This window comes from Duganella sacchari, assembly GCF_900143065.1.
GTDB classification, from domain to species: domain Bacteria; phylum Pseudomonadota; class Gammaproteobacteria; order Burkholderiales; family Burkholderiaceae_D; genus Rugamonas; species Rugamonas sacchari.
In genome coordinates, this window is the sequence record NZ_FRCX01000014.1 from 70,551 (window position 1) to 90,724 (window position 20,174).

22 protein-coding genes and 1 tRNA gene are annotated in these 20,174 nt (G+C 60.3%); 18 read left to right on the plus strand and 5 right to left on the minus strand.

All coding sequences use genetic code 11. From position 1 onward, the window contains the following. The first annotated feature begins 10 nt into the window (after window positions 1–10). The 8 genes from ybaK (at window position 11) to BUA36_RS25225 (ending at window position 5,656) form a co-directional block, all read left to right on the plus strand. On the plus strand, window positions 11–502 hold the full coding sequence (gene ybaK, locus BUA36_RS25190; RefSeq protein WP_072788694.1) for a Cys-tRNA(Pro) deacylase: 492 nt from the start codon (window positions 11–13) through the stop codon (window positions 500–502). Window positions 503–569: 67 nt separating this feature from the next. After that, on the plus strand, window positions 570–1,181 hold the full coding sequence (plsY, locus tag BUA36_RS25195; RefSeq protein ID WP_072788696.1) for a glycerol-3-phosphate 1-O-acyltransferase PlsY: 612 nt from the start codon (window positions 570–572) through the stop codon (window positions 1,179–1,181). Next, complete coding sequence (locus BUA36_RS25200; protein ID WP_072788699.1) at window positions 1,181–1,831, plus strand: DsbA family oxidoreductase; 651 nt, start codon at window positions 1,181–1,183, stop codon at window positions 1,829–1,831. Before plsY ends, BUA36_RS25200 begins: the two co-directional genes overlap by 1 nt. Before the next feature lie 102 nt (window positions 1,832–1,933). Then, entirely contained in the window at window positions 1,934–2,986 is a 1,053-nt protein-coding gene (locus tag BUA36_RS25205) for a sensor domain-containing diguanylate cyclase (protein WP_072788701.1), read from the plus strand. Window positions 2,987–2,996: 10 nt separating this feature from the next. Further along, a complete protein-coding gene (locus tag BUA36_RS25210) occupies window positions 2,997–3,287 on the plus strand; it encodes a DUF427 domain-containing protein (protein WP_072788704.1) in 291 nt (96 codons plus the stop codon). Continuing rightward, complete coding sequence (locus BUA36_RS25215; RefSeq protein WP_072788705.1) at window positions 3,287–4,027, plus strand: AAA family ATPase; 741 nt, start codon at window positions 3,287–3,289, stop codon at window positions 4,025–4,027. The genes BUA36_RS25210 and BUA36_RS25215 overlap by 1 nt, the downstream gene beginning before the upstream one ends. Beyond that, the gene (locus BUA36_RS25220; RefSeq protein WP_072788707.1) at window positions 4,020–5,186 is read left to right on the plus strand and encodes a metal-dependent hydrolase; all 1,167 of its coding nucleotides are present in this window, start codon (window positions 4,020–4,022) and stop codon (window positions 5,184–5,186) included. The genes BUA36_RS25215 and BUA36_RS25220 overlap by 8 nt, the downstream gene beginning before the upstream one ends. Before the next feature lie 287 nt (window positions 5,187–5,473). Continuing rightward, window positions 5,474–5,656, plus strand: a complete 183-nt coding sequence (locus BUA36_RS25225) for a hypothetical protein (RefSeq protein ID WP_072788709.1) — start codon at window positions 5,474–5,476, stop codon at window positions 5,654–5,656. Here BUA36_RS25225 and tsaD read toward each other — a convergent pair. After that, window positions 5,653–6,693 carry a tRNA (adenosine(37)-N6)-threonylcarbamoyltransferase complex transferase subunit TsaD gene (gene tsaD, locus BUA36_RS25230; protein ID WP_072788712.1) on the minus strand — a complete coding sequence of 347 codons (1,041 nt, stop codon included), beginning with the start codon at window positions 6,691–6,693 and terminating at the stop codon, window positions 5,653–5,655. The two genes, BUA36_RS25225 and tsaD, sit on opposite strands and share 4 nt — an antisense overlap. A 163-nt stretch (window positions 6,694–6,856) precedes the next feature. Here tsaD and BUA36_RS25235 point away from each other — a divergent pair, with 163 nt between their 5' ends. Then, window positions 6,857–7,174 (plus strand): hypothetical protein, encoded by a 318-nt coding sequence (locus BUA36_RS25235; RefSeq protein ID WP_072788891.1) that lies wholly within the window; start codon window positions 6,857–6,859, stop codon window positions 7,172–7,174. Here the strand turns inward: BUA36_RS25235 and BUA36_RS25240 are convergent. Further along, entirely contained in the window at window positions 7,171–8,229 is a 1,059-nt protein-coding gene (locus BUA36_RS25240; protein WP_072788714.1) for a 3-deoxy-7-phosphoheptulonate synthase, read from the minus strand. The two genes, BUA36_RS25235 and BUA36_RS25240, sit on opposite strands and share 4 nt — an antisense overlap. 77 nt (window positions 8,230–8,306) lie before the next feature. Here BUA36_RS25240 and ybiB point away from each other — a divergent pair, with 77 nt between their 5' ends. From ybiB to BUA36_RS25280, 8 genes are all read left to right on the plus strand, one after another. After that, window positions 8,307–9,293 (plus strand): DNA-binding protein YbiB, encoded by a 987-nt coding sequence (gene ybiB / locus BUA36_RS25245; RefSeq protein WP_072788716.1) that lies wholly within the window; start codon window positions 8,307–8,309, stop codon window positions 9,291–9,293. Window positions 9,294–9,327: 34 nt separating this feature from the next. After that, window positions 9,328–10,533: a BaiN/RdsA family NAD(P)/FAD-dependent oxidoreductase gene (locus BUA36_RS25250; protein WP_072788718.1), complete on the plus strand. Its 1,206-nt coding sequence runs from the start codon at window positions 9,328–9,330 to the stop codon at window positions 10,531–10,533. A 141-nt stretch (window positions 10,534–10,674) separates the two neighbouring features. Beyond that, window positions 10,675–10,887 (plus strand): 30S ribosomal protein S21, encoded by a 213-nt coding sequence (gene rpsU, locus BUA36_RS25255; RefSeq protein WP_008451879.1) that lies wholly within the window; start codon window positions 10,675–10,677, stop codon window positions 10,885–10,887. 127 nt (window positions 10,888–11,014) lie between these two features. Then, window positions 11,015–11,467: a GatB/YqeY domain-containing protein gene (locus tag BUA36_RS25260; protein ID WP_072788720.1), complete on the plus strand. Its 453-nt coding sequence runs from the start codon at window positions 11,015–11,017 to the stop codon at window positions 11,465–11,467. Between the two features lie 87 nt (window positions 11,468–11,554). After that, a complete protein-coding gene (gene dnaG, locus BUA36_RS25265; protein WP_072788722.1) occupies window positions 11,555–13,351 on the plus strand; it encodes a DNA primase in 1,797 nt (598 codons plus the stop codon). 483 nt (window positions 13,352–13,834) lie between these two features. Further along, window positions 13,835–16,036 carry an RNA polymerase sigma factor RpoD gene (gene rpoD / locus BUA36_RS25270; protein WP_229255806.1) on the plus strand — a complete coding sequence of 734 codons (2,202 nt, stop codon included), beginning with the start codon at window positions 13,835–13,837 and terminating at the stop codon, window positions 16,034–16,036. A gap of 103 nt (window positions 16,037–16,139) precedes the next feature. After that, window positions 16,140–16,218 (plus strand) — tRNA-Ile (locus BUA36_RS25275). A gap of 90 nt (window positions 16,219–16,308) precedes the next feature. Continuing rightward, window positions 16,309–16,899, plus strand: a complete 591-nt coding sequence (locus BUA36_RS25280) for an NYN domain-containing protein (RefSeq protein WP_084560333.1) — start codon at window positions 16,309–16,311, stop codon at window positions 16,897–16,899. A 311-nt stretch (window positions 16,900–17,210) separates the two neighbouring features. Here the strand turns inward: BUA36_RS25280 and BUA36_RS25285 are convergent, their stop codons facing one another. After that, on the minus strand, window positions 17,211–17,615 hold the full coding sequence (locus BUA36_RS25285; protein ID WP_229255807.1) for a recombinase family protein: 405 nt from the start codon (window positions 17,613–17,615) through the stop codon (window positions 17,211–17,213). A 900-nt stretch (window positions 17,616–18,515) separates the two neighbouring features. Here BUA36_RS25285 and BUA36_RS25290 point away from each other — a divergent pair. Beyond that, complete coding sequence (locus BUA36_RS25290) at window positions 18,516–18,725, plus strand: hypothetical protein (RefSeq protein ID WP_072788727.1); 210 nt, start codon at window positions 18,516–18,518, stop codon at window positions 18,723–18,725. An 11-nt stretch (window positions 18,726–18,736) separates the two neighbouring features. On the opposite strand, the gene BUA36_RS25295 is transcribed toward BUA36_RS25290, so the two are convergent. After that, window positions 18,737–19,213 (minus strand): AtaL-like protein, encoded by a 477-nt coding sequence (locus BUA36_RS25295; protein WP_072788729.1) that lies wholly within the window; start codon window positions 19,211–19,213, stop codon window positions 18,737–18,739. Then, window positions 19,210–20,085 (minus strand): SDR family oxidoreductase, encoded by an 876-nt coding sequence (locus tag BUA36_RS25300; protein ID WP_072788731.1) that lies wholly within the window; start codon window positions 20,083–20,085, stop codon window positions 19,210–19,212. Before BUA36_RS25300 ends, BUA36_RS25295 begins: the two co-directional genes overlap by 4 nt. Window positions 20,086–20,174: the final 89 nt, after the last annotated feature.

The window sequence follows — 20,174 nt, forward strand, 5'->3', positions numbered from 1 at the left end:
CGATCTCACCATGGCGAAAAAAGAGCATATTTCCGAAACCCCGGCCACCCAGATGCTGCGCAAGCACAAGGTGGCATTCTCCGAGCACCCGTATGACTACGAGGAGCACGGCGGCACCGGTGTGTCATCGCGCGAACTGGGCGTCGACGAGCATCATGTGGTCAAGACCCTGGTGATGCAGGACGACGCGGCCAAGCCTTTAATTGTGCTGATGCATGGCGATTGCAAGGTCTCGACCAAGAATCTCGCCCGCAACATCGGCTGCAAGTCCGTCGAACCATGCAAGCCGGAGGTCGCATCGCGCCACAGCGGCTACCTGATCGGCGGGACGTCGCCGTTCGGCACCAAAAAGACCATGCCGGTTTATGTAGAGGATAGCATCCTTGCGCTGGAAACGATTTATATCAATGGCGGAAGGCGCGGCTATCTGGTGGGCATCAAGCCGCAGGTGCTGACCGAGCTGCTCAACGCCAGGCCGGTGCACTGCGCTCTGGCCGAGTAAGGCGCGGCAGTGTATATTCGTTGGCTGCCTTTGACTTTGATGGCGATAACAAGATTTTGAGGAAAAGATGAATACAGTTTGGATGACCGTGGCCGCTTACCTGATCGGTTCGATCTCGTTTGCCGTTGTCAGCAGCAAGTTGTTCGGCCTGGCCGATCCCCGTACCTACGGCTCGAAAAACCCGGGCGCCACCAACGTGTTGCGCAGTGGTAACAAGGGCGCGGCGATTGCCACCTTGCTCGGCGACGCCGTCAAAGGCTGGTTTGCAGTCTGGCTGGCCATCCATTTCCAGTCGCAGCTGAATATTGGCGATGCGACCATTGCCCTGGTGGCCATTGCCGTGTTCCTGGGCCACCTGTGGCCGGTGTTTTTCCGCTTTGTCGGCGGCAAGGGCGTGGCGACGGCGGCTGGTGTACTGCTGGGGCTTGATATCTGGCTCGGCGTAGCCACCTTGGTGACCTGGCTGGCGGTGGCGTTTGCGTTCCGTTATTCGTCGCTGGCAGCCCTCGTGGCGGCGATCTTTGCGCCGTTCTATTATGGATTATTGTTTGGCGTGGATGCCCAGCTGTTTGCCGTGTTTGCCATGAGCGCGCTGTTGGTATTCCGTCATAGCAAAAACATCTCCAACCTGATCGCAGGTAAGGAGAGCCGCATCGGCAGCAAATCGAAAGGAAAATAATGGCCACTCCTGTCAAGATTGACTTTGTCTCGGACGTCTCGTGCCCGTGGTGCGCGATTGGCTTGAACTCGCTGGACAAGGCGCTGGCCGCCATTGGCGATGAAGCCGAGGTCCAGATCCACTTCCAGCCGTTCGAACTGAACGCCAAGATGCCGCCCGAAGGGCAGGACATCGGCGAACACCTGACCGAGAAATACGGCTCGACGGCGGAGCAGCAGGAACAGGCGCGCGAGATGATACGCGCGCGCGGCGCCGAAGTCGGCTTCGATTTCGCCATGGGCAAACGTAGCCGGATTTACAATACCTTTGACGCCCACCGCCTGCTGCACTGGGCTGGCCTGCAAGGCAAGCAGAAGGAACTCAAGCAGGCGCTGTTCAAGGCCTACTTCACGCAGGGCCTGGACCCGAGCGCGCACGAAGTGCTGATCTACGTGGCCGGCGAAGTGGGGCTGGACAAGGAAGCCGCGCGCCAGGTGCTGCATTCCGGCGAATATGGCGCGGACGTGCGCGAGGCCGAGGAGTTCTTCCACCGCCACGGCATCAACTCGGTGCCGGCCGTAATCATCAACGAACGCCACCTGATTTCCGGCGGCCAGCCGGCTGCCGTGTTTGAAAAAGCGCTGCGCGAAATCATGGCCAAGTCGACATAAAAAAGTGACTTCCGGGCGACAGGGTTTGCTCCTGTCGCTCTTGTTTTGCTATAAACTCACTGGGTAAAAAGATAAGAACGTCGTCACTACTCAGGGAGGCCCATGCTGGCTGCAGAAAACGTACATACGCTGGTCCCCACGCGTCCCCAGGCTGACCTGTTCCGGCTGGCTGCACTGCACCGCTACCACATCCTCGATACCCCCGCCTGCGAAGATTTCAGCTTCCTCACTGAGCTGGCCACCAAGGTCTGCGAAGTGCCGTATGCCTTCATCTCGCTGGTGGATGCGGACCGGGTGTGGATCAAATCCTGTTCCGGCATGCAGATGGGCGAACTGCCGCGCGGCGAAAGCTACTGCTCGCTGGCCGTGCTGGGCGACGCCGCCACGGAAATCCCCGACCTGACGCAGGACTACCGTACCGCCGGCATGGCGTTGACGGTCAACGCCCCGCATATGCGGATGTACAGCAGCGTGGCGCTGAAATCGTCGGACGGCCACGCCATCGGCACGCTGTGCGTGCTGGACACGCAGCCGGGCCGCCTCAGCGACGACAAGCGCGCCATGCTGGTCAAGCTGGCACGCCAGGTGATGGCGCTGATCGAACTGCGCGCCAACGAACGCACGCTGGAAGCCACCGTGCGCGAGCTGGAAATGCTGGCCACCACCGACGAGCTGACTGGCCTGCACAACCGCCGCTCGCTGCTGCAGCGCGTGAAATTTGAAGTGGCGCGCGCGCGCCGTTTCCGCTCGCCGCTGTCGGCGGTCATGATCGATCTCGATCATTTTAAAAAGATCAATGACGAATATGGTCACGCGGTGGGCGACCAGGTGCTGGCCGCTGTCGGCCGCCTGGTGCGCGAGAACGTGCGCGTGATCGACGTCCCCAGCCGCTACGGCGGCGAAGAGCTGTGCGTGCTGCTGCCGAATACGCCCGTGGAGGGCGCGTGCAAGTTCGCCGAATCGCTGCGTCTGAAGATCGAGGCGCTGGTGCATCCGCTGGGCGTGCGTCAATTGCACGTCACGGCCAGCCTGGGTGTGGGATCATTCAATCACATGGAAATTGATGACGTGGAAAGCCTGTTCAAGCAGGCCGACGCCGCGTTGTACCGCGCCAAACACGGTGGCCGCAACCGCGTCGCGTGCGGATCGGACTAAGGAGACAGGTATGCCTACCGCCAGCTGGAATGGCGTCGTCATCGCCCAGGCGAACGACGACCAAGTTGAAATCGTTGAAAACAATGTCTACTTCCCGCCGTCCAGCGTCAAGCGGGAATACCTGCAGCCGAGCAGCCATACCTCGCGCTGTCCATGGAAAGGCCTGGCCAGTTACTACACGCTTAACGTCAACGGCAAGGTCAACGAGAACGCGGCGTGGTACTACCCGGAGCCGTCCGAAAAGGCCGCGCAGATCAAGGACCATATCGCCTTCTGGCGCGGCGTTGAGGTGCAGCGCTAGTGGGATTGTTGGCCAAGCCGTATCTGCAAAGGATTACGGCGCTGTTTGGTGATGAGGTGGACTGGGAGCGCCATCCGTACCGCGTGCCGGCGGTGCGCGAACTGTCATCGCTGGATTTTCACGCGGACGTGACCTTCTTCATCGGCGAAAACGGCGCCGGCAAATCGACGCTGCTGGAAGCGATCGCGCTGGCATTGGGCTTCAGCATTGACGGCGGCAGCCGCAATATCAGCAACCTGAATACGGCGCGTGAGCGGGCGCCGTTGTTCGAATCGCTACGCCTGTCCAAAAGCTTCAAGACGCCGCGCGACCGCTACTTTTTCCGCGCCGAGAGCTTCCACAACGTTGCCACGCGTATGGACGAACTCTATGAACGCGATGCGTCGCGCTCCGAATCGCTGCATGCGCGCTCGCATGGCGAAGCGTTCATGTCGGTGCTGCTGAATACCTTCCGTGGACATGGCCTGTACCTGCTGGACGAGCCGGAGGCGGCGCTGTCGCCGAACCGCCAGATGGCGGCGCTGCGCGTGATCCATCAGCTGGTGCAGCAGGATTCGCAATTCATCATCGCCACCCACTCGCCGATTCTGCTGGCGTATCCCAACGCGAAGATCCTGCTGTTCGACGGCACCGGCATCAGCGAAATGGCGTACGAAGACACCGAGCACTACGCCATCACGCGCGACTTTCTCAATCATTACCCAAAGCGGCTGGAGCAGCTGCTGGACCCGGATGGATAACCTTACACATAGCATCATTGGATTTGGCGTTGGCGAACTGGTTCACCGTAGCCTGCCGGCGGAAGCAGACTCCCTTTCACAACGCGTGCGGCATCGCCTGCTGCTGGTGTCCTGCGCGCTGGCCAGCAACTTCCCTGATCTTGATTTATTCCTGACCAAGCTGCTGCCTGCGCCGCTGGGCTATCTGCTGAACCATCGCGGCCATACGCACACGGTGGCGTGGGCGCTGCCGCAGGCCTTGCTGCTGGCGTTCCTCCTGTGGCTATGCTGGCCGGGCGCGCGCGCCTTGCTGCGCACCAGCCGCAGCGCGCGGCTGGGATTCGCGCTCAGCGTCGGCATCGGCTTCGTGCTGCATCTGGCGATGGACTACACCAACTCCTACGGCGTGCACCCGTGGTATCCGATGAGTGGGCGCTGGTTCTATGGCGACATGGTATTCATCGTCGAGCCCCTGTTCTGGATGGCGATCGGCGTGCCGATGGCGCTCATCATGCGCTGGCGTACCTTGCGCGTCGCAGGACTGGCGGGCCTGCTGGCGGCGCTGCTGTTCTTTGTCATGCGCGGCTATCTTGGATGGATGTCGCTGGCGGCATTGCTGCTGATCGCGCTGTTGTGCGGGTACGCGCAATGGCGTGCCGGTCCGCAGGGACGGGGAGGTCTGCTGCTGGCGCTGGGCATCAGCCTGGGGTTCATCGCGGTGCAGGGCGTCACATCGCAGCAGGCGCGCGCGCAGCTGACTGCCGCCCTGGAAGCCAGGGACCCGCGTGCACGCGTCATCGACATCGCCATGACAGCGTTCCCGTCGCAGCCCCTGTGCTGGCGCTATGCCAGCATCGCAAGCGACGGCCAGCGCTACAGCGTGCAGGGCGGCGTGACCAGCCTGGCCGGTATGGTTTGTCCGGCAACGCTGGCGGTGCAATCCGACAGCGTCAGCTTCAGTGGCAGCCTACAGGAGCTGCGGACACTGAAAGCCAGCAACTGCCGGGCCGATGCCTGGCTGCGTTTTAGCCGCATCCCGTTGCTGGCCAATGGCGAGCTGTCCGACTATCGCTTCTCCACCACCCCGCGCGGCAACTTCACCACCATGCCGGTCACCCAGGCGTCCTCCTGCCCGCAAGGCGTCCCGGCATGGGACTACCCCCGCGCCGACCTCTTTTAAAACGGGGTCAGGTCCGTCATTTCTACACGAGCTCTGCCGTAATCACGCGACTACGGCAGAGCTCGTGTAGAAATGACGGACCTGACCCTGGATGGCTGTCAATGCGGCGAAATCAAGATACGGTGCGTGTGTGCACGGAAACAGTGCTTCGGGCGTTGTATCGTGTGGCTACTTCGCCACAAAAGCGCCTAGAATCAAGCTGTATAGGCGAGTTTCCGCCTGTTTGGTTGGCACAACAATTGCATTGCCCTCCAGAAAGGAACATGATCGATTACATGGAGGCTGTTATGAATACCGTAACTGAAAAAGATAATAAAACCGTGGTACACGAATCGCCGGCAGATGAACACCGTCTGCGCAGCGAGCGCATTGCTGCCCGTGGCATCAGCCTGGGCAAGGGGAAGGTCAAGTATCTGATCCCGCTGGTTGGCCTGGCTGTGCTGGCCGGCATGGCGTTCGCGCAGGGCTAAATCACCCGCAACTCGTCGAGCGGCCAGCGTGGCCGGACGTTGAACGAGTAGTCTTTCTTGGCCGCATCAGGGTTGATCATCAAGCGCATGGCGCCAGCGAAGGCGATCATGGCGCCGTTGTCGGTGCAAAATTCCAGTTCCGGGTAGTAGACCTTGAACTTTTTCTTGGCTGCCGCCGCGTTCAGTGACGCGCGCAGCTGCGCATTGGCGCCCACGCCCCCCGCAATCACCAGACGTTTCAGGCCCGTGTGTTTGAGGGCGGAAACGCATTTGGCGGTCAGCACGTCCACGATCGCATCAACGAAGCCGCGCGCGATGTTGGCCTTGTCCTGCTCGCAGATGTTGGCGATGATTTTTTCTTCGTGGTTTTTTACCACTGTCAGTACGGCGGTTTTCAGGCCGGAGAAGCTGAAGTTGAAGTCTTTGGTGTGCTTCATCGGGCGCGGCAGCTGGTAGGCGTCCGGGTCGCCAAACTCGGCCAGACGGGAGATCGCCGGCCCGCCTGGATAACCCAGGCCCAGCAGTTTGGCTGATTTGTCGAAGGCTTCGCCCGCCGCGTCGTCCAGCGTTTCGCCCAGCAGCGTGTACTGGCCGACGCCGTCCACGCGCATGAGCTGGGTGTGGCCGCCCGACACCAGCAGGGCGATGAACGGGAATTCCGGCGGCTCCGATGCCAGCAGCGGCGACAACAGGTGGCCTTCCAGGTGGTGCACGCCCAGCACGGGCTTGTCCAGCGACAGTCCCAGGCTGCAGGCGACCGACGAGCCGACCAGCAGCGCCCCGGCCAGACCCGGACCCTGGGTGTAGGCGATGGCGTCGATATCTTCGGGCTGCTTGCCGGCTTGTTCCAGCGTCTGCATCAGCAGCGGGATGGCGCGGCGGATGTGGTCGCGCGAGGCCAGCTCGGGCACGACACCACCATATTCCTCGTGCATGGCCACCTGCGAATGCAGGGCATGGGACAGCAGGCCGTGTTGTGTGTCGTACAACGCCAGGCCGGTTTCGTCGCAGGAGGATTCAACGCCAAGAACGATCATGGAAGCAGCAGCAATCAAAAGGGGAATCCGCCATTGTAATGGAAACCGCGTGCAAGCATGCACCAGCGCAGTCCGGCATCGCACCGGCCGGGTGCAGATTTTTGCCAAATGGCCAGATTTTCATGGCACCGCTTTTGCTTCAACCAAAGCGGGAGGGAGCGCCATGGACAGACACTGGAAGCTGATATGCAAACTAAAGGATGTGCCGCTGGACGGCGTGCGCCGGGTGCCGCGCGGGCTGGCCTGGCAGGAGTTGCCGGGCGTGGCGCTGTACCGCACCGGCGAGGCAAGCGTGCAGGCCGTGCTCGAATGCTGTGGCGTGGAAGCGCGCCTGAGTCATGCGCGGCGTTATTCGGTGAAGGTGGAGGGGACTAAGGTCTATCTGGACCTGGAAGAGCTGAGTGCGCCCGCCAGCATGGCCGAGGCGGCGCTGGCGGGGCAGGCGGGTCTGGCCACGAGTCTCGTGGCCTACTGCTATTAAGGACGGTTCAGCAGCTGCTGGTGGGCGTCGCGCAGCATCTTTTCGGTGGTGTCCCAGTCGATGCAGCCGTCGGTGACGGAACAGCCGTACACCAGCTGGCTCAGGTCCGCAGGAATCTTCTGGTTGCCGCCGACGATGTTGGACTCGATCATCACGCCGACCAGCGACTGGTTGCCCTGGACGATCTGGTGGATGACGTCGGCCATCACCAGCGGTTGCAGCTCCGGCTTCTTGTAGCTGTTGGCGTGCGAGCAGTCGACCACCAGGTTGGCCGGCAGCTTGGCCTTGGCCAGCGACTGTTCGGCAATCGCGATCGACACCGAGTCGTAGTTCGGCCGGCCATCGCCGCCGCGCAGCACGACGTGACCGTAGGCATTGCCGCGGGTCCGCACCACCGACACATTGCCCTGCGCATTGATGCCCAGGAAGGCGTGCGGATGCGCCGATGACAGGATCGCGTTGATCGCAATGCTGATGTCGCCATCGGTGCCGTTCTTGAAGCCAACCGGGGTCGACAGGCCGGACGACATTTCACGGTGGGTCTGCGATTCCGTGGTGCGGGCGCCGATCGCGGTCCAGGCGATCAGGTCACCCAGGTATTGCGGCGAGATCGGGTCCAGCGCTTCGGTCGCGGTTGGCAGGCCCAGTTCGCAGATATCCAGCAGGAACTGGCGGGCTTTTTCCATGCCGGCGTCAACGCGGAAAGAGTCGTCCATGTCCGGATCGTTGATATAGCCCTTCCAGCCGGTGGTGGTGCGCGGCTTTTCGAAATACACGCGCATCACCAGCAGCATGGTGTCGGCGACTTCCGCCTGCAGCGCCTTCAGGCGGCGCGCATAGTCCAGGCCGGCGACCGGGTCGTGGATCGAGCAGGGGCCGACCACCACGAACAGGCGCTTGTCCTTGCGGTCGATGATGTTGCGCAGCGCTTCGCGGCCTTGCATCACGGTCTCGGAAGCCAGATCGGTCAGCGGCAGCTTGCGGTGCAAGGCTTCCGGCGACGGCATCGGAGCAAACGAGGTGACGTTGACGTTTTCAATATCTGGGGAAATCATGCGAACTCTACTGTGTTTTCATTTCGGGAACCAGATAGTGTAGCCGAAATGCGGCGGACTGGTTTAAGCTTGCTGCCATGACTCTATCCCACGAACCCTTCCCAGCTGCGCGTTTCATCAAAGAAATAGGCCGCGGCAAGAATGGCGCGCGCAGCATGACCCGCGCAGACGCCCGTGATTTGTACCAGGCGATGCTTGACGGCCGCGTCTCCGATCTCGAGCTGGGCGGCATTTTGCTGTCCATGCGTATCAAGGGCGAATCGGTGGACGAAATCGCCGGTTTTCTCGAAGCGGCCGAGGCGGCGTTTGAGCCGTTCAACGCGCCGCCGGGCCAGTTTGCGCCGGTGGTCATCCCGACCTATAACGGCGCCCGCAAGATGGCTAACCTGACCGCGCTGCTGGCCACGCTGCTGGCGCGCGAGGGCGTGCCGGTGCTGGTGCATGGCGTGGCGGACGATGTGGGCCGTGTGGCGACGGCGGAAGTGCTGGCCGCGCTGGGCGTCACGGCCGCACGCCACCGGACCGAGGCGGAGGAGGCCATGTCGCAGGGCCGCGTGGCGTTCATCACCATTGATACCATGGCGCCGAAGCTGGCGCATCTGCTGTCGCTGCGCCGCATCCTCGGCGTGCGCAATTCGACGCACACACTGGTCAAGATCATGCAGCCGTTTGCCGGGCCGGCGCTGCGGCTGGTGTCGTACACGCACCCGGAGTATCTGGAGATGCTGGGCGACTACTTCACCACCGCGGCGCCGCATGACCGCGGCGATGCCTTCCTGATGCGCGGCACGGAAGGCGAGACGGTGGCCAACGCCAACAAGGCGCAGCAGATCGACTGGTTCCACGGCGGCCTGCGCACGACGCTGGTACCCAAGCAGACGCTGGTCGGCGAGCTGCCGCTGCTGCCGGAAAACAAGGATGCGGCGACCACGGCGGTGTGGATCCAGTCGGTGCTGGATGGCGCGGTGGCGGTGCCGCCGCCGATCGCCGAACAGGTGGCGCAATGCCTGCTGGTGGCGCGGACCGTGCACTCGCGCCAGCAGGTCAGCGAGCCGATCGAGTAAAATCTCGCCCCTTCACTGATTTGATCGGAACAACATGGCAAAGTTTGATGTAGCGGTAATCGGCGCTGGCGCAGCCGGGATGATGTGCGCAGCCACCGCAGCCCAGCGCGGCCTGCGCGTGGTGCTGATCGACCATGCTGCCAAGCTGGCCGAGAAGATCCGCATTTCCGGCGGCGGCCGCTGCAATTTCACCAACATCAACGCCGGCCCGGCCAACTTCCTGTCGGAGAATCCGCACTTCTGCAAGAGCGCCTTGTCGCGCTACACGCCGCAGGACTTCCTTGCACTCGTGAAGAAGCACCGCATCGGCCACCACGAAAAGCACAAGGGCCAGCTGTTCTGCGACGACTCGGCCGAGCAGATCATCGACATGCTCAAGGACGAATGCGCGGCGGGCGACGTGCACTGGCGCATGCCGTGCAAGGTCGACAGTCTGGAGCAGACCGCAGAAGGTTTCGTGCTGCACACCGATAGCGGCACGATTGAAGCGCCGAGCGTGGTGATTGCCACCGGCGGCCTGTCGATCCCGAAAATCGGCGCCACAGACTTTGGCTACCGCATTGCTGCGCAGTTCGGCCTGCGCATGGTCGAACCGCGTCCGGCGCTGGTGCCGCTGACCTTTGACGCCCAGCAGTGGGCGCCGTTTGTCGAAATGGCCGGCATCGCGCTGGAAGTCGATGTGGAAACCGGTTCGCGCAAGGGCCGCAACCCGAGCGGCGGGCGCTTCCGTGAAGACCTGCTGTTCACCCATCGCGGCCTGTCCGGCCCGGCCATCCTGCAGATTTCCTCGTACTGGCAGCCGGGTACGCCTATCGTCATCAATCTGCTGCCGGAACTGGACCTGGCGCAGACGCTGATCGAAGGCAAAAACACCATCAAGAAACAGCTGGGCAATGTGCTGGCCCAGTGGCTGCCGGCCCGTCTGGCGGACGGCTTGCTGCAGGCGCACGGCTTTGCGCCGGACGCGCGCCTGGCCGACATGCCGGACGCGCAGCTGCGCAAGCTGGGCGCCGCCATCAACCAGTGGACGCTGACGCCGAACGGCTCCGAAGGCTACAAAAAAGCCGAAGTGACGCGCGGCGGCATCGACACGCGCGAGCTGTCGCAGCAGACCATGATGGCCAACCAGGTGCCTGGCCTGTACTTCATCGGTGAAACCGTGGACGTCACCGGGTGGCTGGGCGGCTACAACTTCCAGTGGGCCTGGGCATCAGGTGTAGCGGCAGGGCAGGCGGTCTGATATACTGGCGGTCTGCACGTTGTTGTTTTTCCCATGAAAGCCGCATGACAGGCTGTTCCCGACAGCCCATGGCTTCCATTTTCCGGAAAAAGCTGCTATAGTCTCTGTCTCCCTATAACCTCCAACGGTTTGAATTTTTACATGACCACTATTCGCCTTAAAGAAAACGAGCCGTTCGAAGTCGCAATGCGTCGCTTCAAACGCACCATCGAAAAAACCGGTCTGCTGACCGAACTGCGCGCACGCGAGTTCTACGAAAAGCCAACCGCAGAGCGTAAGCGCAAGCTGGCCGCTGCTGTTAAGCGTCACTACAAGCGTATCCGCAGCCAACAGCTGCCGAAAAAACTCTTCTAAGATCGCTACGCAGAGCAACCTGGCCTTGCCGGTTGTGTTTAGCGGCATCTAAGAGAACACCCGCTCCGGCTTTTTAGCTGCAGCGGGTTTTCGCATTTTTACTCCACTATTTTCCGAGAGAAACGCCATGGGCTTGAAAGCACAGATTACCGAAGACATGAAAACCGCCATGCGCGCCAAAGAAGCTGGCCGTCTGGCCACCATCCGCCTGATCCTGGCGGACATCAAGCGCAAGGAAGTGGACGAGCAGATCGAAGTCAGCGATGAGCAGACTGTGGCCATCGTTGAAAAAATGATCAAGCAGCGCAAGGATTCGATCACCCAGTTTGAAGCCGGCGGCCGCGCCGACCTGGCCGACATCGAAAAAGCCGAACTGGCCGTGCTCAGCGCCTACATGCCAGCCGGCCTGTCGGACGAGGAGATCGCCGCCGAAGTGGCTGCCGCCGTGGCCGCCTCGGGCGCCGCCGGTCCGCAGGACATGGGCAAGGTCATGGGCATCGTCAAGCCCAAGCTGGCCGGCCGTGCCGACATGACCGTGGTGTCCGCCCTGGTGAAAAAAGCGCTGTCTCCAGCAGCCTAAGCAAGACCGCCGTAGCCGTTTGATCCGCGTCAAAGCGGAGCCGGCGGCTGCGGTATAGCCTGATTTACCACAAGACCGCTCAGCCCAGTGATTCCACAAACTTTTATCGCCGATTTGCTGAACCGCGTTGATATCGTCGACGTTGTCGGACGTTATGTGCAGCTGAAAAAAGGCGGCGCGAACTACATGGGCTTATGCCCGTTTCACAACGAAAAATCGCCCAGTTTTACGGTCAGCCCGACCAAGCAGTTCTACCACTGCTTTGGCTGCGGCGCCCACGGCACCTCGATCGGCTTCATGATCGAGTATTCCGGCATGGGCTTTGTCGATGCCGTCAAGGAGCTGGCGCAAAGCGTCGGCATGGTGGTGCCTGAGCAGGATGACAAGATTCCGCCGGCCCAGCGCGCGCAAATGCAGGCGCAGACCATGGCGCTGACCGACGCCATGACGCGCGCCAGCGACTTCTTCAAGCTGCAACTGCGCAGCGCGCCGACGGCGATTGCCTATCTGAAAAACCGCGGCCTGACCGGCGAGATCGCGGCCCGCTTCGGCCTCGGCTATGCGCCGCCCGGCTGGGACAATCTGCGTTCCGTGTTTCCGGACTATGAGGCGGTGGTGCTGGCCGAATCCGGCCTGGTCATCGACCGGGTGGACGAGGATGGCGGCAACAAAAAACGCTACGACCGCTTCCGCGAGCGCGTGATGTTCCCGATCAGAAACACCAAAGGCCAGGTCATCGCGTTTGGCGGCCGCGTGCTCGATCACGGTGAACCGAAGTACTTGAATTCCCCCGAAACGCCTTTATTTTCAAAGGGTCATGAGCTGTATGGCTTGTTTGAGGCGCGCCAGGCGATCCGCGATGCGGGTTATGTGCTGGTGACGGAAGGGTATATGGATGTGGTGGCGCTGGCGCAGATGGGTTTCCCGCAAGCCGTGGCCACCCTGGGCACCGCGTGTACCAGCAACCATGTGCAGAAACTGCTGCGTCAGACCGATACGGTGATCTTCAGTTTCGACGGCGACAAGGCCGGCCGCCGCGCCGCGCGGCGCGCGCTGGAAGCCTGCCTGCCGCACGTCACCGACAACAAGACCATCAAGTTCCTGTTCCTGCCTACCGAGCATGATCCGGACAGCTACGTCCGCGCCTACGGCAAGGAAGGGTTTGAGCAGGAAATACAGGAAGCCATGCCGCTGTCGCAGTTCCTCATCAAGGAGGCGGTGGGCGAGCATGATATGAGCAGCCCGGAAGGCCGCGCGCGCGCGCAGTTCGACGCCAAGCCCATGCTGCAGGCGATGACGCCGACCGCGCTGCGCCTGCAGATCGTCCATGCGCTGGCGCAGGTGACGATGACGTCGACTTACGAGATTGAATCGCTGTATGAACTGTCCAAGCCGGTGGCGCCGGCCAGGATCGCGCCGCCGCGCAGTCAGCGTACCCAGCCGATGGGCCTGGAGTTGCAGATCATGCGCGTGCTGGTGGCGCATCCGGCGCTGGGGCTGGAGATTGACGAGGCGGCGCTGAACGCGTTCCAGTACTTCGGCGCCGAGCCGGCGGAACGCCTGGCGCAGCTGGTGAGTGCGGCGCAGTCGCTGGGCGAGAGCGGCAATTTTGCCGCCTTTGCCCAGCATCTGAAGTCGCAGGGCGACGAGTTTGATGGCCTGATTGGCGACATCGTCAAGGAGCCGGAGTCGGAGCGCGATACCGAGCGCCTGGTGCTGCGGGCGGCGATCCGCCAGGTCAAGCACGATGCGCTCAAGCAGGAGTTGAGCCAGCTGTTTGCGGCCGGACTGTCGGCCGACCAGCTCGGCCTGCGCTACCGCGAGTTGACTGCGCAGCAAGACCAGCTGTTGCGCGAGGCGCAGGCAGAGCTGGCGAATCGCTGAGCTTGTCGTGGGTTTTGTGTTGTAATATTTCTGTCATTATTCCAGCAGGGCAGGCTACCGGTCTTCCCTCTGGAAATTGAAAAGTGACGTGCTATAATAAAACGCTAAGTGTTGTAATTTTTGGCATCGTTTTTCTGTTCAGAGTGTGTTTGTTTTCAGTGAGTTAGGCTCTTGATCGATGCGGATGGACGGGTGTCGGCGGCCAGAGCCAGCTACGGTTCAGCAAATAGTCTGTTTGCTATCTAACCGAGTCAAGGTTTCTTGCCCCCACGCACGTATCTGATGCAGTAGAATTCTTGCGAGTTCTATTTAGATACCGGTCGGCCTGACCCAGGTGTAAGTAAGTCGTAGTATTGTCGGACTTGAGTGGTTCGCAAGTCCGAAGACGTAGGGGTCCCAAAAGGATCGAAACTTTATCCGTAATCGAAAGCGCCTGTGCCAATCAAGAAACCTGAATCCAAAGCGGCTGAAAAGCCGACTAAAGTGAGCGCAAAATCCGCTAAGACGGCGGACAAGCCGGAGACGCGCGTAGCCAGTCAACCGCCTGCGGTCAGCCAGACCACGGACGCGGCAGCCTTGGCCGCGATTGATACCTCGGGTTACGTGCTGCCTTCGGTCAAAGTGCCGGGCCGGCGCGGGCGCAAACCGAAAGAATTCCAGCCTGAAAACGACGAAGTCGCCGCACTGAATGCGGTCGAGCGCGCCGAGCTCAAGGCGGTCGACAAGGCCAAGGCCAAGGACCGCAAGGCCAAGGAAAAGGCCCTGCTCAAGGACGCCTTCTCGTCGGATACGGAAGCGACCGAGGAAGAACTCGAGCGCCGCCGCCAGAAACTCAAGACCCTGATCAAGTTCGGCAAGGAACGCGGTTTCCTGACCTATGCCGAGATCAACGACCATCTGCCCGACAACATCGTCGATCCGGAAGCCATTGAAGGCATTATCGGTACCTTCAACGACATGGGCATTGCCGTGTACGAGCACGCGCCGGATGCCGAGACGCTGCTGCTGTCCGACAATGTCGCCACCGTCACCAGCGACGACGAGGCGGAAGCGGCGGCCGAAGCGGCGCTGTCCACGGTCGATTCCGACTTTGGCCGCACCACCGACCCGGTTCGCATGTATATGCGCGAAATGGGCTCGGTCGAGCTGTTGACCCGCGAAGGCGAAATTGAAATCGCCAAGCGCATCGAAGACGGCCTCAAAGACATGATCCAGGCGATTTCGGCCTGCCCGGTCACGATCGCCGAGATCATTGCCGCGTCCGACCGCATCCGCGCTGACGAAATCAAGATCGATGAAATCGTCGACGGCCTGGTCGACGAAAGCACCGACCAGGCGGCGCCTGCACCTGCACCGGCGGCCGCTTCCGACGAGGACGAGGAAGAAGAGGACGAGGAAGAAGAGGAAGAAGAGGAAGAGGAAGAAGCCAGTGCCTCCGGTGCGGCGGCGGGCTACTCGGCCGAACAGCTGGAAGCGTTGAAAGCCGCTTCGCTGGAAAAATTCGACGTCATCTCCCTGCAATTTGACAAGATGCGCCGCGCCTTCGAGAAGGAAGGCTACAACTCCAAGGCCTACGTGAAAGCGCAGGAAGCGATCTCGGCAGAACTGCTGGGCATCCGCTTTACCGCCAAGGTGGTCGAGAAGCTGTGCGACACGCTGCGCGGCCAGGTCGACGAAGTGCGTCACATCGAGAAACAGATTCTGGATGTGGCGGTGAACAAGTGCGGCATGCCGCGCGCCCACTTCATCAAAGTCTTCCCGGGCAATGAAACCAATCTGGACTGGGTGGATGGCGAAGTGGCTGCCGGTCACGCCTACAGCGCGATCCTGGGGCGCAATATTCCGACCATCAAAGAGCTGCAGCAGCGCCTGATCGACCTGCAAGCGCGCGTGGTGCTGCCGCTGCCGGACCTGCGCAACATCAACCGCCAGATGGCGGCCGGTGAAATGAAGGCGCGCAAGGCCAAGCGCGAAATGACCGAGGCCAACCTGCGTCTGGTGATTTCGATTGCGAAGAAATACACCAACCGCGGCCTGCAGTTCCTCGACCTGATCCAGGAAGGCAATATCGGCCTGATGAAGGCGGTGGACAAGTTTGAATACCGCCGGGGTTACAAGTTCTCGACCTATGCCACGTGGTGGATCCGTCAGGCCATCACGCGTTCGATCGCCGACCAGGCGCGCACCATCCGGATTCCGGTGCACATGATCGAAACCATCAACAAGATGAACCGTATCTCGCGCCAGATCCTGCAAGAGACGGGCGCCGAGCCCGACCCGGCAACGCTGGCCATCAAGATGGAGATGCCCGAGGATAAAATCCGCAAGATCATGAAGATCGCCAAAGAGCCGATTTCGATGGAGACGCCTATTGGCGACGACGACGATTCGCACCTGGGCGACTTCATCGAGGACAACAACACCCTGGCGCCATCGGATGCAGCGCTGCATGCGTCGATGCGTGGCGTGGTCAAGGACGTGCTCGATTCGCTGACCCCACGCGAAGCCAAAGTGCTGCGCATGCGTTTCGGTATCGAAATGTCGACCGACCACACGCTGGAAGAGGTGGGCAAACAGTTTGACGTGACGCGCGAGCGCATCCGCCAGATCGAAGCCAAAGCCTTGCGCAAGCTGCGTCACCCAAGCCGTTCCGACAAGCTCAAGAGCTTCCTGGAAGGTAACTAAGACTTGACTGGGGCCGGTGCTAACCCTTATGCTCGCGTGTTCGTTTTTCTAACGAACGCGCGTCACAGAGGCTAGGCAAGCTCCAGCGCAGCAACATCCCTTAGGGCCCTTAGCTCATGCTTGGTTAGAGCAGCGGACTCATAATCCGTTGGTGCCCAGTTCGACTCTGGGAGGGCCTACCAATACAAAAAAGGACTTAGGTGCAAACTTAAGTCCTTTTTTCTTACCTTGAATTTTCGTGTAGGCACTGTGTAGGTTTTACGGAGATTTTGATGGCAAATGTTATGGCTTTCATAGACGGGGAGAACTTAACGACCCGATATGAGGAAATGCTCAAGACAAGGGAGCCACGCTTGCCGGACGTAAGCGAGTGGCAAATCCGCGAAGCAGTGACTCACATTCCGGGAAAGTTTGCTTGGTCTAGGCACTCAATTCGCGACTTCGCGCTGGGTGATAATCTTACTCGCGCTTACTACTACACTACCTTTGTGGGCGCGCATGATGAGCTCGATGCATTCAGCGCTCAGGTCGGCGCGTGCGCGGCGGAAGCCACCGTGAAAATATCGGCCGGGAACCTTCCCGAGGTTCGACTAATTCCGCGTGTTTTCAAGAAAACGCAAAAAGGCACGAAGACTAAGTCAGTGGATATCAGTCTCTGCGTCGATGTGCTGGAATTGGTAAAAAACAATGCGCTTGATGCGGTCTACTTGATCTCGGGGGACGTTGATTATCGTCCTTTAATTGAGGCTGTAATGCGCGCCGGTAAGCGTGTGTATGTCGCATCCCTATCAAGCGGGCGCAGTCATGTCCTGCCAAACTTACCTGACGTGTTCGTGGATTTGGACCGAATTTACTTTAAATAAGAAAATTATGGCAAAACAGACTATTGCAATCGGGTAAGTGTCAGGCAGCTTTTTCTCTAACTCAATGGGCACTCAAGCCGTACATGCGCTTACCGCAATTCCAGGAGTAATCCATGCGGAAGTCGTGAGCGAGGACGATACCTCAGTTGTGGTCTCGTATGAATGGGTGGGCCATGAACAGTTCTTAGAAACTGCAACTCATCTAGTTAAATACGGACTCTTCCGTATCGACCAGGATATCAATTAAATCGGTTTCACTATTCCAAGAATGTTGGCGCGTGAAATTTCACCCGGGCTAACGCACTAACACTTTAACCGGCGGCGTACTTGGCGATGATTTCCGCGCGCTGTTCGGCCGTGGTCTTCGAAGGGCGGCCCAGCGTCTTGCCTTCGTTCTTTGCACGGGCCAAGCCTGCTTGCGTGCGCTCCACCAGCAAGTCACCCTCCATCTCCGCCACGGCGGCCAGCATGGTCAGCATTTTCTTGCCAACTGGTGAGGTCAGGTCCAGTTTGCCTAGTTGAAGCACGATGACTGCAATCTTGAGGATGGCCAGCAGCTTGACTGTGGCGCCGACGCCCGGCGCGTCGCGGCCCAGGCGGTCTAGCTTCGCACTAGAATGTCTCCATTTCGGATCTGACTGAGCAGCGCGGCGAAAACAGGTGCTGTGGCGAATTTTCCTCATAGAAAAATAGTAATGGTATTTTGATACTTCCATTGCTATTCTTGCCTCCTATCACTTCTATGATTTCAGCGGAAACGATATGCACAGCGTTTCAAAAATCATCGTAGCGGGCGTTATTGGCTCACTGCTGAGCGGATGCGCGCTTACGCCCGCAGAGTTTAGTGCCAAGCGATATGAAATCAGCGACATTCGCGTGTGCAAGACTTGGCGGGGTGCTTCCAACTCAGGGGATGCTGCTTTTTTGGGAGTAGCGTGGGATGAAGTAAGCCGACGTGGCCTTAACAAGGAAAAGTGACAGAAGCTGGAAACCGACCAAGACATTGCCATTGGCGCAGGCATTCTAATCGGCTTAGCCGCGTTGGCTGCCGCAAAAGGTGGGAGTGGTGCGAGTGGCGCCGTCGTCGGTGGAAGCGCTGGCTACGGCAGCAGCACTTATGACTATGACTGGGAATGGGATCAGTTTTACAACCAGTATAGAAACCTGGTATGGGCTTGTCGAGGTGTGCAAACCGGGCAATTTGCCGATCCAGCACATTGCGCTGGCAAACTTCTGACCGACTGGAAGTGGCCCTCGAAATAGGCGCGGTCTGGTAGTGCATGCGCGGTGCCATGGGAATATTCGACTCAGCTCGCCTATCAGGTCCGGCGGGGAATCTAGCACCGGGCTGGCAGATCATGCTGCTTGCCCTAGCCTAGCTTGTATCACCGGCGTATTCCTGAGCTCACAGCAGGCTCAAGAGGCATTCGATATGCAATCAATAGCCTCGGCACGATTGGCACAATAAATTGTGGAGCTTTTCAAGGTTGATATACTCACAAGCCTAATCTTTGTCGCCACGCGCCCCGTCTTCGCGCTTTCCGGTGACTTGAACTTCTCACCCCGCCCCGTGAGCGAATATCTGCTGATAGAGGTGAGAAGTAATGCAACCCCGAATGAACCACAAGCTGGCGGACACGCTAGAGCAGGCCGTCGTGATTGATGCGCTGAGTGGCGCTGCAACCGCCTGGGCTTTTCTGGAGGCGCATCATGTTCCGCGCGAGACGATTTTGCGCGTGCTGTCGACCGCATCGATGCGCCGCAGAAGTGATACGCCATCCGGATTCACCATCGAGCGGTGCCGTTCGACACCGCGCGTCGTGTAATCCGCCATCTGTTACGGTCTCGTGCGCTCGGCCACCAGCGCACGCGTCCGTTTCAGCGTTGAGAGCAGCGCGGTTTTATAGCCGCCGTCGCCACTCATCCAGGCCTGTTCCGCCTGCTCTTCCGGGCCGCCAGCTTGCTTGCCGCGCAGGCCGAGGTAGCAGTAGAAGCGCAACTGCAATGCGCCGCTGGCATCTTCAAACAGCTCGTTGATGATGACGCCTTCACGCGGCCCGCTGGCCTGGAAGAAGGATACTTTTGTGCCTTCCTCAAAGCTGATGATCTCGCGCAGGTCATCGCCTGCAATCGTGGCGACACGGACGATGTGGGTCGCGCTTTGTTCCACAACATCGCAGCGCGTGCACAGGCCAGGCGGCAGGAACTGGCGCGCATCGCGCGCCTTGAGTACCAGACCATCCCATACTTGTGCGCGCGTCAGCGGCGTTTCTCCTTCCGGGTTCACTGGCACCGTGGCAGTCGCATAGATCATGCTGTTGCTCCCTGGACGATTTCGGCGACGTAGTCGCGGTAGGTACGCAGTGGACGGCCCAGCATGGCGGTGAGGCGTTCGACATCGCCCGCTTCCGGCACCATGCCGTCGCTGATGAAACGGTCGGTCATCAGGCGCATGTCGTAAGCCATCCAGCCGGGTATGAAGTTGCGCAGCTTGTGTTCGAAGGCTGCGGTGTCGTCACCGGCGTAGCCAATCGCGCGGCCCAGCACTGCGGACCAGATGGCGGCCGCATCCGTGCCGGTCAGGGTGTCGGGACCGACGAGGTTGATGCGTTTGAGCGGCAGGGCGCCGCTGGCGTTGTGACGCTCAAGCAGCTCGATGGCGGCGATTTCCCCGATGTCGCGCGCATCAATCATGGCCAGGCCTTGGCTGCCAATCGGCATCGGGTAGACGCCGTATCCCTGCACTGCATCCTTGATGGTCAGCTCGTTGTTCATGAAGTAGGCCGGGCGCAGGATGGTGGCGCTAAAGCCCATCTGTTCAATCATGCGCTCGACGCCGAATTTGCCGGCAAAGTGCGGCACGTTGACATAGCGGTCGCTGTGGATGACGGACAGGTAGACGACGTGCTTGACACCCGCTTCTTTGGCAACATTCAGCGCGATCAGGGCCTGGGTGAATTCATCGGGCACCACGGCATTCAGCAGGAATAGCGTAGAGACACCGTGGAAGGCGCTGCGCAGAGAGTCGGGATCAAGCAGGTCACCCTGCACGACGCTCACGCTAGCCGGGAAATCGGCTTTGGCTGGGTCGCGAACCAGGGCGCGGACGTTGGCGCCGCGCTGGATCAGTTGGTTGATTACGTTGCGGCCGATATTGCCGTTTGCGCCGGTAACTAAGATGGTCATGTTGTGCTCCTCAGTGGTTGGTAGATGCTTCCCATATTAGGTATTCCACGCGTGGTCCGAAAGACGGTATATTTAGACAGACTGTCTCA

What these genes read in the sequence shown, in the direction of transcription:
- tsaD (WP_072788712.1), bottom strand. Translation starts at nt 6,693, where the DNA reads ATGATCGTTCTTGGCGTTGAATCCTCCTGCGACGAAACCGGCCTGGCG.
- BUA36_RS25200 (WP_072788699.1), top strand. Translation starts at nt 1,181, where the DNA reads ATGGCCACTCCTGTCAAGATTGACTTTGTCTCGGACGTCTCGTGCCCG.
- BUA36_RS25295 (WP_072788729.1), bottom strand. Translation starts at nt 19,213, where the DNA reads ATGATCTATGCGACTGCCACGGTGCCAGTGAACCCGGAAGGAGAAACG.
- BUA36_RS25285 (WP_229255807.1), bottom strand. Translation starts at nt 17,615, where the DNA reads ATGGAAGTATCAAAATACCATTACTATTTTTCTATGAGGAAAATTCGC.
- ybaK (WP_072788694.1), top strand. Translation starts at nt 11, where the DNA reads ATGGCGAAAAAAGAGCATATTTCCGAAACCCCGGCCACCCAGATGCTG.
- BUA36_RS25210 (WP_072788704.1), top strand. Translation starts at nt 2,997, where the DNA reads ATGCCTACCGCCAGCTGGAATGGCGTCGTCATCGCCCAGGCGAACGAC.
- BUA36_RS25225 (WP_072788709.1), top strand. Translation starts at nt 5,474, where the DNA reads ATGAATACCGTAACTGAAAAAGATAATAAAACCGTGGTACACGAATCG.
- BUA36_RS25300 (WP_072788731.1), bottom strand. Translation starts at nt 20,085, where the DNA reads ATGACCATCTTAGTTACCGGCGCAAACGGCAATATCGGCCGCAACGTA.
- plsY (WP_072788696.1), top strand. Translation starts at nt 570, where the DNA reads ATGAATACAGTTTGGATGACCGTGGCCGCTTACCTGATCGGTTCGATC.
- rpsU (WP_008451879.1), top strand. Translation starts at nt 10,675, where the DNA reads ATGACCACTATTCGCCTTAAAGAAAACGAGCCGTTCGAAGTCGCAATG.
- BUA36_RS25240 (WP_072788714.1), bottom strand. Translation starts at nt 8,229, where the DNA reads ATGATTTCCCCAGATATTGAAAACGTCAACGTCACCTCGTTTGCTCCG.
- BUA36_RS25250 (WP_072788718.1), top strand. Translation starts at nt 9,328, where the DNA reads ATGGCAAAGTTTGATGTAGCGGTAATCGGCGCTGGCGCAGCCGGGATG.
- BUA36_RS25205 (WP_072788701.1), top strand. Translation starts at nt 1,934, where the DNA reads ATGCTGGCTGCAGAAAACGTACATACGCTGGTCCCCACGCGTCCCCAG.
- BUA36_RS25290 (WP_072788727.1), top strand. Translation starts at nt 18,516, where the DNA reads ATGAACCACAAGCTGGCGGACACGCTAGAGCAGGCCGTCGTGATTGAT.
- ybiB (WP_072788716.1), top strand. Translation starts at nt 8,307, where the DNA reads ATGACTCTATCCCACGAACCCTTCCCAGCTGCGCGTTTCATCAAAGAA.
- BUA36_RS25235 (WP_072788891.1), top strand. Translation starts at nt 6,857, where the DNA reads ATGGACAGACACTGGAAGCTGATATGCAAACTAAAGGATGTGCCGCTG.
- BUA36_RS25280 (WP_084560333.1), top strand. Translation starts at nt 16,309, where the DNA reads ATGGCAAATGTTATGGCTTTCATAGACGGGGAGAACTTAACGACCCGA.
- BUA36_RS25220 (WP_072788707.1), top strand. Translation starts at nt 4,020, where the DNA reads ATGGATAACCTTACACATAGCATCATTGGATTTGGCGTTGGCGAACTG.
- BUA36_RS25260 (WP_072788720.1), top strand. Translation starts at nt 11,015, where the DNA reads ATGGGCTTGAAAGCACAGATTACCGAAGACATGAAAACCGCCATGCGC.